General features: G+C 65.8%; 17 protein-coding genes. 11 read left to right on the plus strand and 6 right to left on the minus strand.

The genetic code is table 11. The annotated features are described in order from the left end of the window. The first annotated feature begins 85 nt into the window (after positions 1 to 85). The 7 genes from EN862_RS36310 to EN862_RS25265 all read left to right on the plus strand — a co-directional run bounded on the left by EN862_RS36310 (position 86) and on the right by EN862_RS25265 (position 8,302). Positions 86 to 598, plus strand: a complete 513-nt coding sequence (locus EN862_RS36310; RefSeq protein ID WP_189401448.1) for a hypothetical protein — start codon at positions 86 to 88, stop codon at positions 596 to 598. An 11-nt stretch (positions 599 to 609) separates the two neighbouring features. After that, positions 610 to 1,119: a hypothetical protein gene (locus EN862_RS25230; RefSeq protein WP_127866226.1), complete on the plus strand. Its 510-nt coding sequence runs from the start codon at positions 610 to 612 to the stop codon at positions 1,117 to 1,119. 474 nt (positions 1,120 to 1,593) lie between these two features. Then, the gene (locus EN862_RS25240) at positions 1,594 to 1,941 is read left to right on the plus strand and encodes a hypothetical protein (RefSeq protein ID WP_127866228.1); all 348 of its coding nucleotides are present in this window, start codon (positions 1,594 to 1,596) and stop codon (positions 1,939 to 1,941) included. 357 nt (positions 1,942 to 2,298) lie between these two features. Further along, complete coding sequence (locus EN862_RS25245) at positions 2,299 to 2,670, plus strand: hypothetical protein (protein ID WP_127306452.1); 372 nt, start codon at positions 2,299 to 2,301, stop codon at positions 2,668 to 2,670. 87 nt (positions 2,671 to 2,757) lie between these two features. After that, positions 2,758 to 3,384 carry a CDGSH iron-sulfur domain-containing protein gene (locus EN862_RS25250; RefSeq protein WP_127866229.1) on the plus strand — a complete coding sequence of 209 codons (627 nt, stop codon included), beginning with the start codon at positions 2,758 to 2,760 and terminating at the stop codon, positions 3,382 to 3,384. A gap of 435 nt (positions 3,385 to 3,819) precedes the next feature. Next, the gene (locus EN862_RS25260; RefSeq protein ID WP_127866230.1) at positions 3,820 to 5,841 is read left to right on the plus strand and encodes a hydantoinase/oxoprolinase family protein; all 2,022 of its coding nucleotides are present in this window, start codon (positions 3,820 to 3,822) and stop codon (positions 5,839 to 5,841) included. A 295-nt stretch (positions 5,842 to 6,136) separates the two neighbouring features. Then, on the plus strand, positions 6,137 to 8,302 hold the full coding sequence (locus EN862_RS25265; RefSeq protein ID WP_127866231.1) for a malate synthase G: 2,166 nt from the start codon (positions 6,137 to 6,139) through the stop codon (positions 8,300 to 8,302). Positions 8,303 to 8,377: 75 nt separating this feature from the next. Here EN862_RS25265 and EN862_RS25270 read toward each other — a convergent pair whose 3' ends face one another. Beyond that, entirely contained in the window at positions 8,378 to 8,896 is a 519-nt protein-coding gene (locus tag EN862_RS25270; RefSeq protein ID WP_127866232.1) for a GNAT family N-acetyltransferase, read from the minus strand. A gap of 159 nt (positions 8,897 to 9,055) precedes the next feature. Here EN862_RS25270 and EN862_RS25275 point away from each other — a divergent pair, with 159 nt between their 5' ends. After that, the gene (locus EN862_RS25275; protein ID WP_127866233.1) at positions 9,056 to 9,646 is read left to right on the plus strand and encodes a DUF308 domain-containing protein; all 591 of its coding nucleotides are present in this window, start codon (positions 9,056 to 9,058) and stop codon (positions 9,644 to 9,646) included. A gap of 131 nt (positions 9,647 to 9,777) precedes the next feature. Next, complete coding sequence (locus EN862_RS25280; RefSeq protein ID WP_127866234.1) at positions 9,778 to 10,365, plus strand: TetR/AcrR family transcriptional regulator; 588 nt, start codon at positions 9,778 to 9,780, stop codon at positions 10,363 to 10,365. A gap of 39 nt (positions 10,366 to 10,404) precedes the next feature. Here the strand turns inward: EN862_RS25280 and EN862_RS25285 are convergent, their stop codons facing one another. The 5 genes from EN862_RS25285 to EN862_RS25305 form a co-directional block, all read right to left on the minus strand. Further along, positions 10,405 to 11,934, minus strand: coding sequence for a YifB family Mg chelatase-like AAA ATPase (locus EN862_RS25285; RefSeq protein ID WP_127866235.1), 1,530 nt, complete (start codon positions 11,932 to 11,934; stop codon positions 10,405 to 10,407). Between the two features lie 344 nt (positions 11,935 to 12,278). Next, complete coding sequence (locus tag EN862_RS25290) at positions 12,279 to 13,343, minus strand: glycosyltransferase family 4 protein (RefSeq protein WP_127866236.1); 1,065 nt, start codon at positions 13,341 to 13,343, stop codon at positions 12,279 to 12,281. A gap of 64 nt (positions 13,344 to 13,407) precedes the next feature. Continuing rightward, positions 13,408 to 14,361 carry a glutathione synthase gene (gene gshB / locus EN862_RS25295; protein WP_127866237.1) on the minus strand — a complete coding sequence of 318 codons (954 nt, stop codon included), beginning with the start codon at positions 14,359 to 14,361 and terminating at the stop codon, positions 13,408 to 13,410. A gap of 81 nt (positions 14,362 to 14,442) precedes the next feature. Further along, positions 14,443 to 14,817: a GtrA family protein gene (locus EN862_RS25300; protein WP_127866238.1), complete on the minus strand. Its 375-nt coding sequence runs from the start codon at positions 14,815 to 14,817 to the stop codon at positions 14,443 to 14,445. A gap of 11 nt (positions 14,818 to 14,828) precedes the next feature. Beyond that, entirely contained in the window at positions 14,829 to 15,833 is a 1,005-nt protein-coding gene (locus tag EN862_RS25305) for a glycosyltransferase (RefSeq protein WP_127866239.1), read from the minus strand. A 126-nt stretch (positions 15,834 to 15,959) separates the two neighbouring features. Between EN862_RS25305 and EN862_RS25310 the strand changes: the two genes are divergently transcribed. Then, positions 15,960 to 17,759: a GtrA family protein gene (locus EN862_RS25310; protein WP_127866240.1), complete on the plus strand. Its 1,800-nt coding sequence runs from the start codon at positions 15,960 to 15,962 to the stop codon at positions 17,757 to 17,759. A gap of 262 nt (positions 17,760 to 18,021) precedes the next feature. After that, positions 18,022 to 19,371, plus strand: a complete 1,350-nt coding sequence (locus tag EN862_RS25315) for an EAL domain-containing protein (RefSeq protein ID WP_127866347.1) — start codon at positions 18,022 to 18,024, stop codon at positions 19,369 to 19,371. Positions 19,372 to 19,419 lie beyond the last annotated feature (48 nt).

The raw sequence follows: 19,419 nt of genomic DNA on the forward strand, positions 1-19,419 counted from the left end.
CTTGGCATGTTGCACAGGGGCGACAGCGCACCTTTGCGATTACAGAAGCGCTGCACTATCCTCTCCCCGTTTGGGGAGACATCACATGCGCTCCACCTCTGACACCATCGCCGCGATCGGCCTCGCCATTGGCGGTGCTTTGGGCATGGCGGGCACCTTCGTTGCCAGCGACGCGCTGCGCGAGACGCTTTGGACCATCGACGGCGTGGCGATCGTCGTCGCCGCAGCACTGCTCACCATGAAATACCAGCGGCTCGGCAATGATCTCGTCGCGGCCGGGTTCCTGACTTTCCTTGCCGGCGAAAGCCTGCTTCTGGCCGGCAATGCGGCGGGGTTGCAGGCGAGCGTGCCTTCCTATGCCGGCGGCATTGCGCTGTGGGCGGCGGGGCTGGTCATGGTCAGCGCGCAAGCCAGTTTCGCGCTCTGGATGCGGCTGACGGCCTTCATAGCCGCCGCACTCTTCGCCGTCTCGGTCCTGATGATCCTGTGGGGCGCGCCGCTTCTGCCCACCTCCGCGCCGCTGCCGGCGCTCGGCTATCCGTTCCTGGTGCTGACCTTCATCGGCTGGATCTGGACTTTGCTGAAGGCGGAGCGCTGAGCGCCAAGGCCATGGCCGCCCCGCTCGAACTCCGCAACAGCCCGTCGGGAAAGATTTTTCCGGCGCTCGGGCCGTTCCTGATCGGCGGCGTCTTCGGCTTCGGCGCGCTGCAGGGCGTGGCTTCGGGCGCGGATGGCGGGCATGTGCTGTGGATCGCGCTGCTCGGCGCCGCCTGCCTCGGGCTCGGCGCCTTTATCGCCCGCGGCGCCTTCGACACTTCGGTCAAGGTGACCCTTGACCAGCGCGGCTTCCGCGATGTTCGCGCCGGCGACGTGCTGGTGCCGTGGAGCAAGGTGAAAAGCGTGCGGCTTGCCGCCGGCGGCAAGGGCGCGGCGATGCTCAATTTCGAGCTCACCGGCGAGCCGCCCGACGCGATCCGTTATTCCTCCGCCAACGCCTTCGGCCTGATGCCCTTCGGCAAGACCACGGTGCATATGGAGATCTCCTCGCTCGACGTGCGGGGGCAGGATCTTGTGGATGCGGTGAAGAAGTTCGCGCCGCATGTGTTGGTGAAGCGCTGATTCTTCCACCCCCCCTTGTGGGGATCGGAGGCGCCGGAACTGCTGATCTCCCCCCTCGTGGGGGTTGAGGAGCGGTCCGCGTAGCGGACGGGAAGCCAATTGCTTGGCTTTCCGAGCGACGAAAGCCGGCAGGACAGAGGGGGGCGCTGTCCCGCCAGCGTCTCAGGGCCTAGGTTCCTCGCCCCGCCACAGGCGGGGAGAGGTGTCCGCGAAGCGGACGGAGAGGGGCCTTCGTAGGGCGCTCCCCTCTCCGTCTCGGCTTCGCCGAGCCACCTCTCCCCACTTCGTGGGGCGAGGAACCTTGATCTTGCACACGCCGCGTTCCTTCGCGCCCCCCCTCTGGCCTGCCGGGCGTTCGAAGCTCGAAAAGCCAAGCAATTGGCTTTTCGTCCGCTGCGCGGACCGCTTCTCACCCCCCACAAGGGGGGAGATTACGCATTCCACCCGTGCTCTACTCCCGTCGGGGACCTCGCCATGATTCGCGCCTTGCTCGCCTTCCTTCTTCTCACCACGCCGGCCTTCGCCGCCGACATGTCGGTCTTCGTGCGCAACCAGCGCTCGGACGGCGTCGCGCTGGAGCTGTTCAGCCGCGACAGCCAGAAAGTCTGGCCGGGCGGCGACAAGGTGTTTCTCATCCGGCCGAAGGCGCGGAAATCCGTGCCGATCTCCTGCGAGTCCGGCGAGCATATCTGCTGGGGCGCCTGGGTGGACGGCGACGATTCCGTCTCCGCCGGCGTCGGCCCCGACAACGACCAGCCCTGCGACACCTGCTGCTTCATCTGCGTGGAGCACTCGACCGAGACGGTGGATTTGGCCGAGTAGGGATGGCGCGACGCCGAACCTGCTGTTCCTCGCCCCCGCCAAAGGCGGGGGAGAGGTGGCCGCGAAGCGGACGGAGAGGGGGTCTTCGTAGGGCGCTCCCCTCTCCGTCTCGGCTTCGCCGAGCCACCTCTCCCCACTTTCGTGGGGCGAGGAAACGCGAACTCGCCGGCGCCGCGTTCCGCATCACCTCTGTCCTGCCGGATATCCCCCAGAGGTGGAATTGGCCGGCATCGCCGCTTTCCCAACCACCTCCAAATTTCCCTCAGCTATTTTCGCCACCACCCCCTTGGCATCGCCGCTCCTCATGCCATCATCGCGCCATCGGCCGTGGGGGCCGATTCTATCTCGGGGGTTCTCATGTCCATCTCTTTCGCGCGCCGCGCCGCCGCTGCGCTTTCGCTTGCCGTCCTCATCGCGCCCGCCGCCCATGCCGGCGACGTCACCTTCCAGATCAGGAACAACCATCCCAACGCCATGCGCGTCGAGCTCTACAGCCAGGACCGCGACTATGTCTGGCCGGGCAATGGCAAGGATTTCTATCTCGACGACGGCGAGACCAAGCAACTGCCGATCTCCTGCAACGAGGGCGAGAAGATCTGCTACGGCGCCTGGGTCGACGGCGATGAAAGCACCTATTGGGGTGTCGGCCCCAACAACCAGGAGAGCTGCGAGGACTGCTGTTACACCTGCAGCGGCGGGCAAACGGAGGAGATCGACCTGGAGGAGTGAGGGGACGACTGCCCATCCTCCCAGCTTGACGCCCTTCGCACCCGCGCCTTAAGCCATGTCTCCACCCCAACAGGAGACCCCACCCAAATGGCAGGCACTGTCGAAGGCGAGAAGATCGACGTTTCCTTCAGCGGCAAGCGCTGCATCCATTCGCGCAATTGCGTGCTCGGCAACCCGCATGTCTTCGTGCCCAATGCGCCGGGCGAGTGGATCCATCCGGAAGCGGCCAGCGTCGAGCAGGTCGTTGCCTTGGCGGAGAACTGCCCGTCGGGCGCCATCACCTACCACCGCAAGGATGGCGGGCCGCAGGAGAAGCCGCCCGTGGTCAACACGGTGCGTGTCCGCGAAAACGGCCCGCTGGCGGTCCATGCCGAGATCGTGCTGGGTGAAGAAACCTTCTTCCGCGCCACGCTCTGCCGCTGTGGTGAATCGCAGAACAAGCCCTTCTGCGACAACAGCCACATCAAGGCCGGCTTCACCGCCACCGGCGAGCCGCCGCTGAAGGAAGCGCAGGTGCTGGACGCGCGGAATGGCCCGCTGACCGTGACCCCCACGACCAACGGGCCGCTGAAGGTCGAAGGCAATGCCGAGCTCGTCACCGGCACGGGGCATACGATTGCCCGCACGACGAAGGTGTTCCTGTGTCGCTGCGGGCATTCGGCCAACAAGCCGTTCTGCGACGGGAGCCATAAGAGGGTGGGGTTTGTTGGGTAGTTAGTTGCGGAGGCCGGCGCGAGGCCCCCCTCTCTGCCCTGCCGGGCATCTCCCCCTCAAGGGGGGAGATTGGCAGCTTCGGCGCCGGCGCCTCTTCTGCAACATTGGTGATTGGCGAAAGCCGGCGTGACATCCGATCTCCCCCTTTGAGGGGGAGATGGCCGGCAGGCCAGAGAGGGGGGCTTCGCGCCGGCGTCTCAAAGCTTGGGTTCCTCGCCCCCGCCAGAGGCGGGGGAGAGGTGTCCGCGAAGCGGACAGAGAGGGGGCCTTCGTAGGGCGCTCCCCTCTCCGTCTCGGCTTCGCCGAGCCACCTCTCCCCGCTCCGTGGGGCGAGGACCTTGCGCCCCCTGGCCCACCCCTCCAACCTTTATCCGGCAGCCCGTATCGGCTAAGGGCTTCGCGACAAAGCCCTCGACCCCCGGACTGCCCGCAAAAATGACCGCCAAGCTTCACCCCCTCTTCCTCGGCATCGACACCGGCGGCACCTACACCGATGCGGTGCTGTGGTGCGAGGAGGGCGGGCCGAAAGGCAAGGTGCTGGCCAAGGCGAAGTCGCTGACGACGCGCCACGATCTCGCCGTCGGCATTTCCGGCGCGGTCGATGCCGTGCTTCAGGAATCCGGCACCGATCCGGCCGCCATAAAGCTGGTCTCCATGTCGACCACGCTGGCCACCAACGCGCTGGTCGAGGGCCAGGGCGGGCGCGTGGCGCTGGTCATGATCGGCTTTTCCGAGGCCGACCTTGCCCGCGACGGGTTGAAGTCGGCGCTCGGCACCGATCCGGTCGTGTTCTGCCCCGGCGGCCATGACGTGCATGGCAATGCGGCCAAGCTCGACCTCTCCGGCCTCGAGGCCGCACTGCCGGAATTGGGGGGCTCGGTGTCGGGCTTTGCCGTCTGCGCCTATTTCGCCACCCGCAACCCGGCGCATGAGCTGGCGGCCCGCGACCTGATCCGCAAGAGAGCTGGCCTGCCGGTCACCGCCAGCCATGAGCTTTCGGCCAAGCTCGGCGGCCCGCGCCGCGCGCTGACAACGCTGCTCAACGCCCGCCTGATCTCGATGATCGACCGGCTGGTCGCCGCGACCGAAGGGTTTCTGGCCAGGCGCGGCATCGCCGCGCCCCTGATGGTGGTGCGCGGCGACGGTGCGCTGGTGTCGGCCGCCTTTGCCCGCCAGCGGCCGATCGAGACCATCCTGTCCGGCCCGGCTGCCTCTCTGGTCGGCGCCCGCCACATGACCGGGCTGGACGACGCCATGGTGTCGGATATCGGCGGCACCACGACCGACGTCGCCGTGCTCGATGGCGGCCGGCCGCGCCTCGATCCGGAAGGCGCGACCGTCGGCGGCTTCCGCACCATGGTCGAAGCCGTCGCCATGCGCACTTTCGGCCTTGGCGGCGATTCCGAAGTGGCGCTGGAGGACGGCGCGCTCGACCCGAAGATCCTGCTTGGGCCGCGCCGCCTGGTGCCGCTGGCGCTGGCCGGCATGATGCATGGCGAGGCGGTCACATCAGAGCTGGAGCGGCAGCTGCGGGCGCCGAACCCCGGCCGCATGGACGGGCGTTTTGCCCTGCGCACCGGCGTGCCGGACCGGCTTGCCGCCGGCCTCACCGCGCCGGAGGCGAAACTCTACGAGGCGATCGGCACTGTCCCGCTGGCGCTCGACAGGCTGCTCTCGTCCAACGCCCAGAACGCCACGCTGAACCGTCTGGTCGCGCGCGGTCTCGTGCATATCTCCGGCTTCACGCCGTCCGACGCCGCCCATGTGCTGGGCAAGCAGGCCAATTGGGACGCCGCGACCGCCCGCCTCGGCGCCGAGCTGTTCGCCCGCCGCCGCGACGGCCGCGGCCAGGCGATCGCCGCGACGCCGGAAGCGATCGCCGGGCGCGTGCTGGTCACGCTCACCCGCTGGTCCGCCGAATACATCCTCGAAACCGCTTTCGCCGAGGACGGGCTGGACGGCGCCGCCACCGTCGCGCATGCGCTGGTGCAGCGCGCGGTCGATGGCCATCCCGGTATCGCCCGCTTCACCGTCGCGCTCGACCGCCCGGTCATCGGCCTCGGCGCCTCCGCGCCGCTGCATTACGCCGGCTTGGCCGTGCTGGTCGGCAATGGCTGCATCGTGCCGGAGGACACCGACGTCGCCAACGCGCTCGGCGCCGTGGTCGGCCAGGTACGCGTCTCGGCCGAGGCCCGCGTCAGCCAGCCCAAGGAAGGCCTGTTCCGCCTCGCCTCCGGCCAGACGGTGCGCGACTTCACCGACGAGGTGAAGGCGATCGAGGCGGCCGAGGCGGACGTGCGGGCGATCGCCGCCGAGCGCGCCAAGGACGCCGGCACCGACAGCGCCGAAATCGACGTCGCCACCGAATTCAAGGTCTCGACCATCGAGGGCCAGCGCATGTTCATCGAGGCGCATGTCGTCGCGGTGGCGTCGGGACGGCCGCGGATTGCGGTGTGAGTTCACTTGGTTCCTCGCCCCCGCCGGAGGCGGGGGAGAGGTGTCCGCGAAGCGGACGGAGAGGGGGCCTTCGTAGGGCGCTCCCCTCTCCGTCTCGGCTTCGCCGAGCCACCTCTCCCCACTTTCGTGGGGCGAGGAACCTTGGTCTTGACACGTCGCGTTCCTTCGCCATGTGCTGGAATAGACGCCCTCCGGTCCTACTTCACCTTAAGCCGAATTGACCCTTACCGCTTGGCATGCCAAAGCCCCGTTGCCGACCGACAGGCGGCAAGCCTACCTATCTGGAGACGTGCAGATGACCGACCGCATCGAGATCGCCGGGTTGCGGATTGCCCGGGAGCTCCATGACTTCGTGGCCGAGGAGGCCACGCCGGGCACCGGCATCGATCCGGAAAAATTCTGGCAAGGCTTTTCCGCCATCGTCCACGACCTCGCGCCGAAGAACCGCGCGCTGCTGGCCAAACGCGACGCCATGCAGGAAAAGCTCGACGGCTGGTATCGCGAAAACGGCGCGCCGCTCGACATGGAGGCCTACAAGAATTTCCTGAAGGAGATCGGCTATCTGGTGCCGGAAGGCCCGGCCTTCAGCGTCTCGACGGAGCATGTCGATCCCGAGATCGCCGTCGTCGCCGGGCCACAGCTCGTCGTGCCGGTGATGAACGCGCGCTATGCGCTCAACGCCGCCAACGCCCGCTGGGGCTCGCTCTATGACGCGCTCTACGGCACCGACGCCATTCCCGAGACCGGCGGCGCCGAGAAGGGCAAGGGTTTCAATCCCGCGCGCGGCGCCAAGGTGATCGCCTGGGCGAAGGATTTCCTCGACCAGTCCGTGCCGCTGACATCAGGCAAATGGGCCGGCGTCAACGGATTGTCGGTGGCGAACGGCGCGCTGAAGGCGGGCGAGGGCGCCGGCGCCACCACGCTCGCGGACCCGAAGCAGTTCGCCGGCTATCGCGGCGATGCCGAGAATCCGGAAGCCGTGTTGCTGGTCAAGAACGGCCTGCATATCGAGATCGTGATCGACCACGCCAACCAGATCGGCAAGACCGATCCGGCCGGCATCGCCGATGTCATCCTGGAATCGGCTTTGACCACCATCCAGGACTGCGAGGATTCGGTCGCCGCCGTCGATGCCGAGGACAAGGTCGTCGTCTACCGCAACTGGCTCGGCCTGATGAAGGGCGACCTGGCCGAAGAGATCACCAAGGGCGGCAAGACCTTTGTCCGCAAGCTCAACCCCGACCGCCGCTACACGGCGCCGAATGGCGGCCAGCTTCTGCTGCCGGGGCGCTCGCTGATGCTGGTGCGCAATGTCGGCCACCTGATGACCAACCCGGCGATCACCGACCGCGACGGAAACGAGGTGCCGGAAGGCATCATGGACGCCGCGATCACCGCGTTGATCGCGTTGCATGATGTCGGCGAGAACGGCCGCCGCGCCAATTCCCGCGCCGGCTCGATGTATGTCGTGAAGCCGAAGATGCACGGGCCGGAAGAGGTCGCCTTCGCGGTGGAAATCTTCGACCGCGTCGAAGCCCTGCTCGGCATGGCGAAAAACACCATCAAGATGGGCATCATGGACGAGGAGCGGCGCACCACCGTCAACCTCAAGGAGGCGATCCGCGCCGCAAAGGAGCGTGTGGTGTTCATCAACACCGGCTTCCTCGACCGCACCGGCGACGAGATCCACACCTCGATGGAAGCCGGTCCGATGATCCGCAAGGGCGACATGAAGCAGGCCGCCTGGATCTCCGCCTATGAGGCCTGGAATGTCGATACGGGCCTCGAATGCGGGCTCGCCGGCCATGCCCAGATCGGCAAGGGCATGTGGGCGATGCCGGATCTGATGGCGGCGATGCTGGTTGAGAAGGTCGCGCATCCCAAGGCCGGCGCCAACACCGCCTGGGTGCCCTCGCCGACGGCGGCGACGCTGCACGCCACGCATTATCACAAGGTCGATGTGCATTCCGTGCAGGCGGCGCTGAAGAGCCGGCCCAAGGCCAAGCTCGACGATATCCTGTCGGTGCCCGTCGCGGTGCGCCCGAACTGGACGCCGGACGAGATCCAGCGCGAGCTCGACAACAATGCGCAGGGCATCCTGGGCTATGTCGTGCGGTGGATCGACCAGGGCGTCGGCTGCTCGAAAGTGCCCGATATCAACGATGTCGGCCTGATGGAGGACCGCGCCACGCTGCGCATCTCCTCGCAGCACATCGCCAACTGGCTGCGCCACAAGGTGTGCTCGGAAATCCAGGTCAGGGACTCGCTGCAGCGCATGGCGGCGATCGTCGACCGCCAGAATGTCGGCGACCCGCTCTACCGCCCGATGGCGCCGGACTTCGACAATTCCATCGCCTTCCAGGCCGCCTGCGACCTTGTGTTCAAGGGGACGAGCCAGCCCAACGGCTACACGGAGCCGGTGCTGCATGCGCGGCGGCTGGAGCTGAAGGCGAAGGGCTGAACTTGTGCGGGGGCCATCGCCCTCGCTGCCTTCCGTCGAAGCCGGATGCGATCGCCGGCTTGAGCGCCCTTCGTATCACATCCCGGACAAGGCGGAGCGCGTCAGGAACACATCCGTGTGCCTGACATGCGCCGGGGTGTCGCGAAACGGCGCGCAGGGCCTGAAGCCGAATGCCTCGTACACGGTGATCGCGCTTTCCATATAGAAGGTGGTGTGGATCAGCACCGTGCGGGCCGGGCCTTTGTCGATTTCCGCCAGAACCGCGCCCATCAGCGCGCGGCCTATGCCTTGCCCCCGGAAAGCAGCGTCGACGAAGAACCTGTGAAGTTCCACCATGCCCTCGCCGAATGGATCGAAGGCGAGGCAGCCCGCCGGCAGGCCTCCGGATCTTGCGATGAACGCCATCGCATCCGGCGCGCCGAACTGCGCCGCCAATTGCGGGCCGCTTGTTTCGGGATGGAACAGAGCCCTCACATCCGCGGCCGAGACGCCATGCGGCGCCGAAGCTTCGACATCCCACTGCGCGAGCTTCCGGCAGAGCCCCGCCAGTGTCTCGAAATCTTCGGCGCTGCGCGCCGGCAGAACTGAAATCATCCCTCGCCCCCGCGGATCGGCTCCACCATATCACGCAGCTTTCCGGGTGCGAATGCGTCGTTAAGCGTTCAACGCGGTGGGGATACCTCGCAAAACGCTTGACAGATATTTGTCTACCTACTAGTAGGTAGATTATGACATCAAAGAAAGGTATGCGTCATGTCTGCACAAACAAGCATTGAAAGCCCCGCCCGGTCCTCGAATGCCTGGCTCAAAAACTATTACTATCTGCGCTTTGCCGTATCGGCCGCCTGGGTCCTGGCGGCCTTCACCGTCGCGAAGGCAGTTCCGACGCTCGCCGCCGTCATGCTGGTCGCCTATCCCCTGTGGGACGCGCTTGCGAATTATGTCGACGCGCAGCGCAGTGGCGGCCTCGGCCGCAACAGGTCGCAACTGCTCAACTTCGTGGTCAGCATCGTCACCGCGATCGCGGTCGCCATCGCGCTTGGCCACAGCATGAACGCGGTGCTCACGGTCTACGGTGTCTGGGCCGTTTTCTCCGGCGCGTTTCAGCTCCTGACGGCGGCTCGTCGCTGGAAGACCAACGGCGCCCAGTGGGCGATGATCCTGAGCGGCGCCCAGTCGGCGCTGGCCGGTCTCTTCTTCGTCAAGATGGCGGGCGGCGCGGAGGCCATCGGCATCGCCAATGTCGCGCCCTACGCCGCTTTCGGCGCCTTCTATTTCCTGGTGTCCGCCATCTGGCTTTCGGTGAGCGATATGCTTCGCAAGTCGCCGCAGGCCGCGCGTTGAGATTTCTTCAGCCGGAGGTTAGAGCAATTCCAGGAAAAGTGTTTACGGTTTTGCGTCCGGAATTGCGTCAAAACAAAGGGATAGAGTGGTTCGCCGTTTCCGTGAAACGGTGAAACGCTCTAGGCATGCTTATGGACAGGCCTTCGAACACCGCCGATGACATCCTGGCCGCCGCGCGACGCTTCATCGTCGCCGGCGGCTATAACGGCTTCAGCTACGCCGATATCGCCGAGGTGGTCGGTATCCGCAAGGCGAGCATCCATCATCATTTCCCGAGCAAGGTCGATCTCGTGCAGACTCTGGTGAAGCGGTACCTCGAGGATGCCGTGGCGGGCATGACGGAGCTCGAGCGCAATGTGCCTGAACCGCCGGAGCTGCTCAGAACCTATGCCGGCTTCTGGGCCCAGTGCATCGAGGACGCGAGCAGGCCGTTTTGCGTGTGCGCGTTGCTGGCGAGCGAGCTTCCGGTCCTGCCGCCGGAAGTTGCCGTGGGAGTCCGTGCCTATTTTCAGTTTCTCTCGGGCTGGCTGACCCGCGTCTTCGAGCGCGGCGCCGAGCAGGGAACATTGACGATCGCCGCCGCGCCGCGCGTGGAAGCCGAGGCCTTCATGGCGACCGTGCACGGGGCGATGCTTTCCGCGCGGGCCTATGGCGACGTCCTGACCTTCGGCATGATCCTGGCGCCGACCCTGCAGAAGTTGATCCCGGCAACCGATTGACGTGAAATCGGTCAGGCGTGGCTGCGAACGCCTTCCGGCTCACGCCGCCTGCGCCATCCGCTCGGCGCTCATGCGATAGGAAATCGCTTCGGCCAGATGGATGCGGCCCACCGTCTCGCTGACGTCGAGGTCGGCCAGCGTGCGCGCCACCTTGAGCACGCGGTGATAGGCCCGCGCCGAAAAGCCGAGCTTCTCGCTGGCGTCCTTGAGCAGCGCCAGGCCGGCCGTATCGGGCTTGGCGATCTCCTCGATGATCGAAGGCGGGCAGTGCGCGTTGGTGGTGGCGCCCGCGCCCAGTTTTTCCAGCCGTTCGCGCTGCATGGCCCGCGCCCGGGCCACGCGCTGCGCCACCGAAGCGCTCGTCTCGGCCTTGTCCGGGCGGATCAGGTCGCTCGCCGAGACCGCCGGTACCTCGATCCTGAGGTCGATGCGGTCGAGCAGCGGACCGGAGATCCGCGCCTGGTATTCGGTGCGGCAGCGGTCGCCGCGCAGGCAGCGATAGCCGGGCTCTCCCGACATGCCGCAGCGGCACGGATTCATCGCCGCCACCAGCTGGATGCGCGCCGGATAGGTGACGCGGTGGTTGGCGCGCGCGATCATGCAGTCGCCCGTCTCCAGCGGCTGGCGCAGCGCGTCCAGCGTCTGCGGCGCGAATTCCGGCAGCTCATCGAGGAACAGCACGCCGTGATGGGCGAGCGAGGCTTCGCCCGGGCGGGCGCGCAGCCCGCCGCCGACCATGGCCGCCATCGAGGCCGAGTGATGCGGGGCGCGGAACGGCCGCCGGTCGGTCAGCTTGCCTTCGCCGAGCTCGCCGGCGACGGACGCGATCATCGAGACTTCGAGCAGTTCCTTCGGCGCCAGCGGCGGCAGGATCGAGGGCAGCCTTTGCGCCAGCATCGACTTGCCCGAACCCGGCGGTCCGACCATGAGGAGGTTGTGGCCGCCTGCCGCCGCCACCTCCACCGCCCGCTTGGCGCTTTCCTGGCCCTTGATGTCCGCGAGGTCCGGCAGATCGCGCGCGGCGAGCTGGATGCCGGCCTCGGGCCGCGACAGAACCTGCGTGCCGCGAAAATGGTTGGCGACGGCGATCAGGCTGCGCGGCGCAAGAATGTCGAAATCCTTGCCCGCCCAGGCCGCCTCCGGCCCGCAGGCGAAGGGGCAGATCAGGCCCTTGCCTTCGGCATTGGCGCCGATCGCGGCCGGCAGCGCGCCGGCCACGCCCGCGATCGTGCCGTCGAGCGACAATTCGCCCAACACCACATAGCCGGTGAGCATGTCGCCCGGGATGGCGCCCAGCGCCGCCATCAGGCCAAGCGCAATCGGCAGGTCGTAATGGCTGCCTTCCTTGGGCAGGTCCGCCGGCGCGAGATTTACCGTCACCTTCTTCGACGGCATCGACAGGCCGGATGCATGCAGCGCCGCCTGCACGCGCTCGCGGCTCTCGGCCACCGCCTTGTCCGGCAGGCCGACGATCTGCATGCCGACCTTGCCCGGCCCGACCATCACCTGGACATCGACCGGCAAGGCCTCGATGCCCTGGAAAGCGACCGTGCGAACCCGCGCCACCATTTTCTCAAGCCCCCGGCAGCAACCCCTGCGATTGTCCACGAATGAACTCTCGTTGAAACAATCACAATTCTTCGATCGAATCAAGAACATTACGAGAACACGCAAACGCTGTGGTTGCAGGCGGATTGTGCCCCCGGGTGCAAAAGCGGAACATCGTTAAGGCAAAAGGAAAACGGCTGTCGCCGCGTGCTCTCGACCCGTCGAAAAGGCGAGCAGCCCCTCCGGCATCCGGGGCTGTTGCCGTCTAAAGCATGTCTCCCGAAAGTGAGAACCGGTTTCGGGAGACATGCGTAAAATCAAAGACCTAAAGCGCATGGAGCGAATCCGAAGAATCGCGACGCGCTTTAAGCGCTGATAAAGGCATCGACCGTGCCTGAAAGCGATCGATCGATTGCGATGTGGGGTGGAAGCCACTCCATGACAGGATATCGGAAAGGCCAAGGCATGGCGATCCGGCGCAAAGAGCCGCTTTCCTGAAAAATCTCATTTACAAGGTCTATGAACCGCCCGCGGTCTCGTTCAATCCGTTTCAAGGTTTGCGAACGAATATAGGCCCGGGGGATTCGTCGCTCCTTGAGCGCTAAGACAGCCTCCGCGATGGATCGAGGATCGGGTGGAACTGTAAGCGAATAGTCGTCATCCAGATAAAGGTCTCGGCCGCCATGGTTCGGGGTCGTGACGATAGGCAGCCCCGCTAGAAGATATTCTGTGCTGGCGAACATTGGTCCCTCCATTTCAGAGAGACAAATTCCCACGGCTGCACGATTTAGATGCATGTTCACATGAGCCGGCGCCAGTCGGACAGGCTTGCCGGTGCTGTCAAACTCATTGATAAACACGTGACCCGGCGCGAGCTCCCTGTGCCGATTTATTCGCGCCCTTTCCGACTCCATCGTGGATGACTCCGATGAATCGCGATAAAAGATAAATGCGCAACGCTCGATGCCAAGGGACAAGTCGTGGCGTTTCCACGAAGCCAGTTGCGCATTGTATATTGCATCGAATTCTACAGGGACGTCCTCGAGGGGCCTGAATATGTATTCGGAGGTTGCTGAAGTCTTGTTGTGCAGGACGGCGGCCTCACCGGACTGATTCAAGAGATCGGCCTCACCTTGTGTGTTGGATAGGAAGATCAGCGAGTGACGGGGGTTCCTAAGCCTATGCAGAACGGCATAGGTCCGGATCATTTTGACGCTGGAATTGTTCTCGATGGACCAGGTTGGCGAGATGAGAAACCAGGCACGGTGGCTGCGTCGAAGGCGAGGCATGTGGCTTGCCAATCCGAGGGGCGTGCCGGACATTCCCGAATAGGATATGAACGGATCGTCCGACAGCAAACTTGCCTGAAGAGCAGGTTGCGACTTCGCGGAAGGGAGCCCTTCCCGGAGATACCGGCGATGACGCAACATTGCGCTGACAATCTCGAATACGGTAGCAGGGCGATACCCGTGCCGTAGAGTCAACATGCGGCAATCACGCGGCCGACGTCAGCCGCTTCTCCTCCACACAATCCCAGAACAGGCTGGCGATATCCGCGCCGCCGAAGCGCTGCACTTCGCGCACGCCGGTCGGCGAGGTGACGTTGATCTCGGTCATGTAGTCGCCGATCACGTCGATGCCGACCAGGATGAAGCCGCGTTCCCTGAGCGCCGGCCCGATGCGGGCGCAGATCTCGCGCTCGCGCTCCGTCAGCTCGGTCTTCTCGGCGCGGCCGCCGACATGCATGTTGGAGCGCGAATCGTGCTCGGCCGGCACGCGGTTGATGGCGCCCACCGGTTCGCCGTCGATCAGGATGATGCGCTTGTCGCCCTTGCGCACCTCCTTGAGGTAGCGCTGCACGATATAGGGCTCGCGGAACAGCTGGCCGAACATCTCGAGCAGCGAGGCAAGATTGCGGTCGGCCTCGTGCAGATGGAAGATGCCGGCGCCGCCATTGCCGTAGAGCGGCTTGACGATGATGTCGCCGAATTCCTTGCGGAAAGCGGCGACTTCCTGGGGGTCCTTGGTGATCAGCGTCTCCGGCATCAGGTCCGGGAATTCGGTGACGAAGATCTTTTCCGGGCTGTTGCGCACCCAGGCCGGGTCGTTGACCACCAGCGTCTTCGGATGGATGCGCTCCAATATGTGCGTGGTCGTGATGTAGTTCATGTCGAAGGGCGGATCCTGCCTGAGCAGCACCACGTCCATCTCGGAGAGATCGGTGCGCACCTTCTCGCCCAGCGAATAATGGTTGCCCTTCTCGTCGCGCACCTGCATCTCCTCGACGCGCGCGAACACCTTGCCGTCCCGCATCGACAGCCGGTCGGGCGTGTAGTGGAAAAGCTTGTGGCCGCGCCGCTGCGCCTCCAGCGACAGCGCGAAGCTGGTGTCGCCGGCGATCGACACGGTGGAGACATGGTCCATCTGGACGGCGATCTTCAGCGGCATTTTTCCTCTCCGGGGGAAACTCAGCCGTCGATATAGGGAAATCGGCGGCTCCTGCCAATCGTGCTCGCTTGGTGCGGACGTTTACCGGTCGAAGACCAGCCTGGAATAGCCGAGGAAGGACAGCGTCATGGCGACGATCGAGGCGATGGCGAGCGCCGCCAGCGGCGGCAGGGCCGGCAGCGCGAGCAGGACGGCGCAGTAGACCAGGTAATTGACGATGCTGGTGGCGACGCCGACGCCGCCGTAGCGCGCGCCTTCCTCAGTTATGCTCCGTTTCGACGGCGCGAAGGTCAGGTGGCGGTTGATCTGCCAGGTGACGCAGAGCGCGAAGCCGATCGACAGCACGCGCGCCGAAAGCGGGCCGAGCGGCGTGGTGGCAAGCAGCAGCCACAGTGCCGCCGCGTCGGCGGCGAAGCCGATGCCGCCGGCAAGGGCGAAGCGGACGAGGCGGCCCACTATGCCCCCCACTAGGCCGCCCGCGAGGGCTTGCCAGCTTCACCCTTCGGCAAGGCCTGCCCCGGTATCCCGCGCTCGGCCCGGCCGGAGGAAATCGACAGATAGAAGATGCGCTTCTGCTCGGCCCGGCCGCGCGATACCGAATCGAGGATCAGCCCGGTCATCATGGAGAGCATGGCCAGGAGCAGCATGCCGATCGACAGCACCCAGGTCGGCATGCGCGGCACCAGCCCCGTCTCGGCGAATTCGATGAGCACGGGGATCATCAGGCCGATGCTCGCCGCCAGGAAGAACAGCGCGAACGTGCCGAAGAAGCGCAGCGGCTGCGTCTCCTTCATCAGCATGGCGAACATCCACAGGATCCTGGCACCGTCGCGGAAGGTCGACAGTTTCGACGACGAGCCTTCCGGGCGGCGGCCGTAATCGAGCGCCATCTCGCTCACCGGCAGCTTGAGCTGCGAGGCATGCACCGACATCTCGGTCTCGATCTCGAAGCCGCCGGACACGGCCGGGAAGCTCTTGACGAAGCGGCGCGAAAACACCCGGTAGCCGGAGAAGATATCGGTGAAATCGGTCCCGAACAGGCCCTTGTAGAGCCGGTTGAAGATGCGGTTGCCGAAGGCGTGGCCGTTGCGGCCGGCATCGTCGGTCACGCCGCGCCTGGTGCCCACCACCATGTCGCAGCGCTCGGTCTGCAGCACGTTGATCAGCTGCGGCGCGTCCTCCGGCGCATAGGTGCCGTCGCCGTCGGCCATCACATAGATGTCGGCATCGATGTCGGCGAACATGCGCCGCACCACATTGCCCTTGCCCTGGCGCGGCTCGCGCACGACGATGGCGCCGGCGGCGCGGGCCTTCAGCGCCGTGAGGTCCTTGGAATTGTTGTCGTACACATAGATCGCGGCCGAAGGCAGGGTCTCGCGGAAGCGCCGAACGACCTCGCCGATCGTGAGCTCCTCGTTGTAGCAAGGCAGGAGCACGGCGATGACCGGCTCGTGGCGGACTGCATGCGGCATGTCTGTCTCCGGACGCCCGACCAGCCTCCGGCCGGCCTGATGCCGGTCCCGTCGAGCCGTTTTACTATTTATTGAAGCCGTTAAGGCTAGGTTTAAACCGATCCTCTCCCGTCAAAGGTCACGGCAATGGGCACAGCCGAGAACGGCGCCGCCTCGTGGAAATCCGACCTCGTGCTGGCGCTGCTTGCCGCCTTGCTCGCGCTCGGCGTCGACGCGTGGACGGGGTTCGGCCCGCTGACCGATGCCGGCGGCGACAACGACAATCTGCTGCGCCTCGTCGAGGTCCGCGACCTGCTTGCCGGCCAGGGCTGGTTCGACCTGCACCAGTATCGCATGGGGCTGGAAGGCGGTTTCGTCATGCACTGGTCCAGGCTGGTGGATGCGCCGATCGCCGCGATGGTTCTTGCCGCCTCGGCGCTCACCGGCAGCAGGCCGCTTGGCGAGGATGTGGCGCAGGTGCTGTGGCCGGCGCTGCTCTTCTGGTCGACCCTGTTCTTCACCGCTCGCGCCGCGCGCGGTTTCGGCGGCGGCGGCGCGGTGCTGCCCGCCATCCTCATCGGTGGCGCCGGTTATTATTTCGTCGGCATCTATGCGCCGGGTGCGCTCGACCACCATAACGTCCAGCTGATGCTCACCATGGCGAGCCTCGCTCTGCTGCTCGAGGCGCCAGCCTGGCGCCGGGCCGCGCTGTTGTCCGGCCTCTGCGCCGCGCTGACGCTCGCCATCGGCATGGAAACGGTTCCTTATGTCGCGGCCATTGGGGCTTGCGTGTCGCTGCTGTTCGTCGCCGATCCAGGCGGCGAGCGGGCGATCGCCCGGGATTTCGGCCTCGGCTTCGCCGGCGTCTCGGCGCTTGTCTTCTTCGCCACCATCCCGCCTCCCGCATGGGGCGCGGCGCAATGCGACGCCTTCTCGGTCGCGCAATTCGCCGTCGCGGCCGTCGCGGGCATCGGGCTGGTGGCGATCGCCTCGGTCGAGCCCGCCGCTGGCGACTGGCGGTTCAGGCTGGGGTCACTGGCCGCGCTGGGCCTCGTCCTCGGCGTCGTCGTGGCGTCGCTGTTCCCGCAATGCCTCTCGGCGCCCTATGCCAGTCTCGATCCGCGCCTCAAGGAACTCTGGCTGGACCACATCGACGAGGCCCAGTCGCTGTTCACGCTGCTTGTCCACGATCCGGCGCGGGTGGCGGCGCGTTATGCGACGCCGCTGGTCGCGATCATCCTGATGGCGCTGCGCTTGCGGCGCGGCGGCTGGCGGCGGCAGGACAGTCTCGTCGCGGCGCTGCTTGGCGTCTCCTTCGTCGTCGGCGCCTGGCAGCTGCGCGGCACCACCTTTTCGATCGCCTTCGCGGTCATCCCGCTGTCGGCCTGGATCGCGAAATGGCGGGCGCGGGCCGAAGCCGGCTCTTCGCCCGGCGTGGCGCTGCGCCTTGCCGCAGTCTGGCTGGTCTCGATCAACCCGGTCTGGACCGGCGTTGCCGCCGCCGCCTCGGTGGCGTTCGAAAAAGGCCCGGCTGTCGCCGACCGCGGCACGACGGACAGGGCTTGCGAGAAGAAGGCCACCTTCGCGCCGCTTGGCGGCATGGCCGGCACCACCGTGCTTGCGATCTCCAATCTCGGCGCGCCCATACTCGTCTATAGCGGCCACAAGGTCTTCGCCGGCCCCTATCATCGCAACGTCGCTGGCAATCTCCTGGCGTTGGACGCCTTTCTCGGCTCGGCCGATGACGCGCGGCGGATCGTCGAGGCGCATCGTGTCGGCCTTGTCGCCATCTGCCCCGGCAATTTCGAGAGCCGGACCCTGACCCAAAAGGCGCCGCAGGGCTTCCTGGCCGGGCTGCTGCGCGGCAGCGTGCCGGACTGGCTCGAGCCGGTCAGCGAGACCAAGGGCAGCCCGATTGAGCTCTATCGCGTAAAGCAAGCGGGCTGACGCAATGTCCAAAAAGTGCGAGCGGCTTTTCGTCCGCACTTGCTTCAACGGAAGCGGCGTCTGAGGAAAAGATCGTTCGATATTCTATTAGATATGACGCATAAACGAATGTTTGGGCTAGACTAGCGTTTTTTGCCCGAAGCTGAACGCCCGCCAGCGACGCCAGCAACTCTTGGGCGAAGGAAAATCGATTTTCCGATACTTTTCCTAAACGCTTTGGTGCCAGTCTGATGAGAAATACCGACATCAGAACAGGGACATGATGCAAACGACGTTTGGCACCGGTCAGCCAGGCAGGGAAAACACGGATCTGGCCTTCACGGATTCGTTGACCGGGCTCGGCAACCATCGTCGCTTCTTCGACAAGGTCGATCGCCTGATCAGCGACCGCGCCGACGACCCCGCACCCTTCACCGTCGGCATCCTCGACCTCGACGGCTTCAAGCCGATCAACGACCTGTTCGGCCACAAGGCCGGCGACGACATCCTGATCCAGGTGGCGATGCGGCTGCGCGCCTCGATGGACGGCTATTCCACCGTCTGCCGCATCGGCGCCGATGAGTTCGCCTATCTCTACCCGATGGTGTTCTCCGAGGAGCAGGCGGCCGAAAAGTCGCGCATGCTGATCGAGATCCTGTCGGCCCCCTATGATGTCGGCGAGCGTACCGCGAGGCTTTCCGCCTCGGTCGGCTGCTCGCTCTTCTATTCCGGCGATGAGACCACCGAGATCCTCGTCAACAAGGCCGAGACCGCGCTCTATCACGCCAAGCGCTCGGGCCGCGGCCGCGTCGTCGTCTACACCCGCGAGATGGAGGAGGCGGCCAAGCGCGTCACCCGCATCGAGCAGGCGCTGCGCCGCGCCGTCTCGGCCGGCGAGGTCGAGCCGCATTTCCAGCCCATCGTCGACCTCAACAGCCGCCGCACCATCGGCTTCGAGACGCTGGCGCGCTGGACCGACCGCGACCTCGGCGTCGTGCCGCCATCCGTCTTCATCCCGATCGCCGAGGAACGAGGCATCATCGGCCCGCTGTCGCAGCTGGTGCTGCGCAAGGCGACGGAAGCGGCGCGCAGCTGGCCGAAGGATCTGTTCCTGTCCTTCAACCTGTCGCCCTCGCAGCTCGTCGACCAGAACACCGGCTTGCATATCCTCGCCATCCTCGATCGCACCGGCTTCGACCCGCGCCGCCTGGAGATCGAGATCACCGAGACCGGCCTGATGAATGATCCGGCCTCGGCCGAGAAGATCGTCGCGGACCTGCGCCGCGTCGGCATCCGCGTCTCGCTCGACGATTTCGGCACCGGCCAGTCGTCGCTCGGCCGCCTGCGCGAGTTCCATTTCGACAAGCTCAAGATCGACCGGGCCTTCGTCTCCTCCATCCTCGACGACCGGCCCTCGGAGCACATCATCCGCGCCATCCTCGCCATGTGCGAGGGGCTCGGCATGGATGTCGTCGCCGAAGGCATCGAGGACGAGGCCCAGGCCGATCGTCTCGTCCAGTTCGGCTGCGCCGGCGGGCAGGGCTACCTGTTCGGCAAGCCGGCCGATGCCGACGCCACGCTCGGCTATCTGCGCGATTCTTATCGGGGCGCGCTGCATGCCAAGGCGATCTGATAAGGTCTGTTGATATTCAGGTGAGGCCGGTCTGCAAATGGCGGCCTC

It is taken from the genome of Mesorhizobium sp. M2E.F.Ca.ET.219.01.1.1 (assembly GCF_004016445.2).
GTDB lineage: Bacteria > Pseudomonadota > Alphaproteobacteria > Rhizobiales > Rhizobiaceae > Mesorhizobium.

What these genes read in the sequence shown, in the direction of transcription:
- EN862_RS36310 (WP_189401448.1), top strand. Translation starts at nt 86, where the DNA reads ATGCGCTCCACCTCTGACACCATCGCCGCGATCGGCCTCGCCATTGGC.
- EN862_RS25230 (WP_127866226.1), top strand. Translation starts at nt 610, where the DNA reads ATGGCCGCCCCGCTCGAACTCCGCAACAGCCCGTCGGGAAAGATTTTT.
- EN862_RS25240 (WP_127866228.1), top strand. Translation starts at nt 1,594, where the DNA reads ATGATTCGCGCCTTGCTCGCCTTCCTTCTTCTCACCACGCCGGCCTTC.
- EN862_RS25245 (WP_127306452.1), top strand. Translation starts at nt 2,299, where the DNA reads ATGTCCATCTCTTTCGCGCGCCGCGCCGCCGCTGCGCTTTCGCTTGCC.
- EN862_RS25250 (WP_127866229.1), top strand. Translation starts at nt 2,758, where the DNA reads ATGGCAGGCACTGTCGAAGGCGAGAAGATCGACGTTTCCTTCAGCGGC.
- EN862_RS25260 (WP_127866230.1), top strand. Translation starts at nt 3,820, where the DNA reads ATGACCGCCAAGCTTCACCCCCTCTTCCTCGGCATCGACACCGGCGGC.
- EN862_RS25265 (WP_127866231.1), top strand. Translation starts at nt 6,137, where the DNA reads ATGACCGACCGCATCGAGATCGCCGGGTTGCGGATTGCCCGGGAGCTC.
- EN862_RS25270 (WP_127866232.1), bottom strand. Translation starts at nt 8,896, where the DNA reads ATGATTTCAGTTCTGCCGGCGCGCAGCGCCGAAGATTTCGAGACACTG.
- EN862_RS25275 (WP_127866233.1), top strand. Translation starts at nt 9,056, where the DNA reads ATGTCTGCACAAACAAGCATTGAAAGCCCCGCCCGGTCCTCGAATGCC.
- EN862_RS25280 (WP_127866234.1), top strand. Translation starts at nt 9,778, where the DNA reads ATGGACAGGCCTTCGAACACCGCCGATGACATCCTGGCCGCCGCGCGA.
- EN862_RS25285 (WP_127866235.1), bottom strand. Translation starts at nt 11,934, where the DNA reads ATGGTGGCGCGGGTTCGCACGGTCGCTTTCCAGGGCATCGAGGCCTTG.
- EN862_RS25290 (WP_127866236.1), bottom strand. Translation starts at nt 13,343, where the DNA reads ATGTTGCGTCATCGCCGGTATCTCCGGGAAGGGCTCCCTTCCGCGAAG.
- gshB (WP_127866237.1), bottom strand. Translation starts at nt 14,361, where the DNA reads ATGCCGCTGAAGATCGCCGTCCAGATGGACCATGTCTCCACCGTGTCG.
- EN862_RS25305 (WP_127866239.1), bottom strand. Translation starts at nt 15,833, where the DNA reads ATGCCGCATGCAGTCCGCCACGAGCCGGTCATCGCCGTGCTCCTGCCT.
- EN862_RS25310 (WP_127866240.1), top strand. Translation starts at nt 15,960, where the DNA reads ATGGGCACAGCCGAGAACGGCGCCGCCTCGTGGAAATCCGACCTCGTG.
- EN862_RS25315 (WP_127866347.1), top strand. Translation starts at nt 18,022, where the DNA reads ATGCAAACGACGTTTGGCACCGGTCAGCCAGGCAGGGAAAACACGGAT.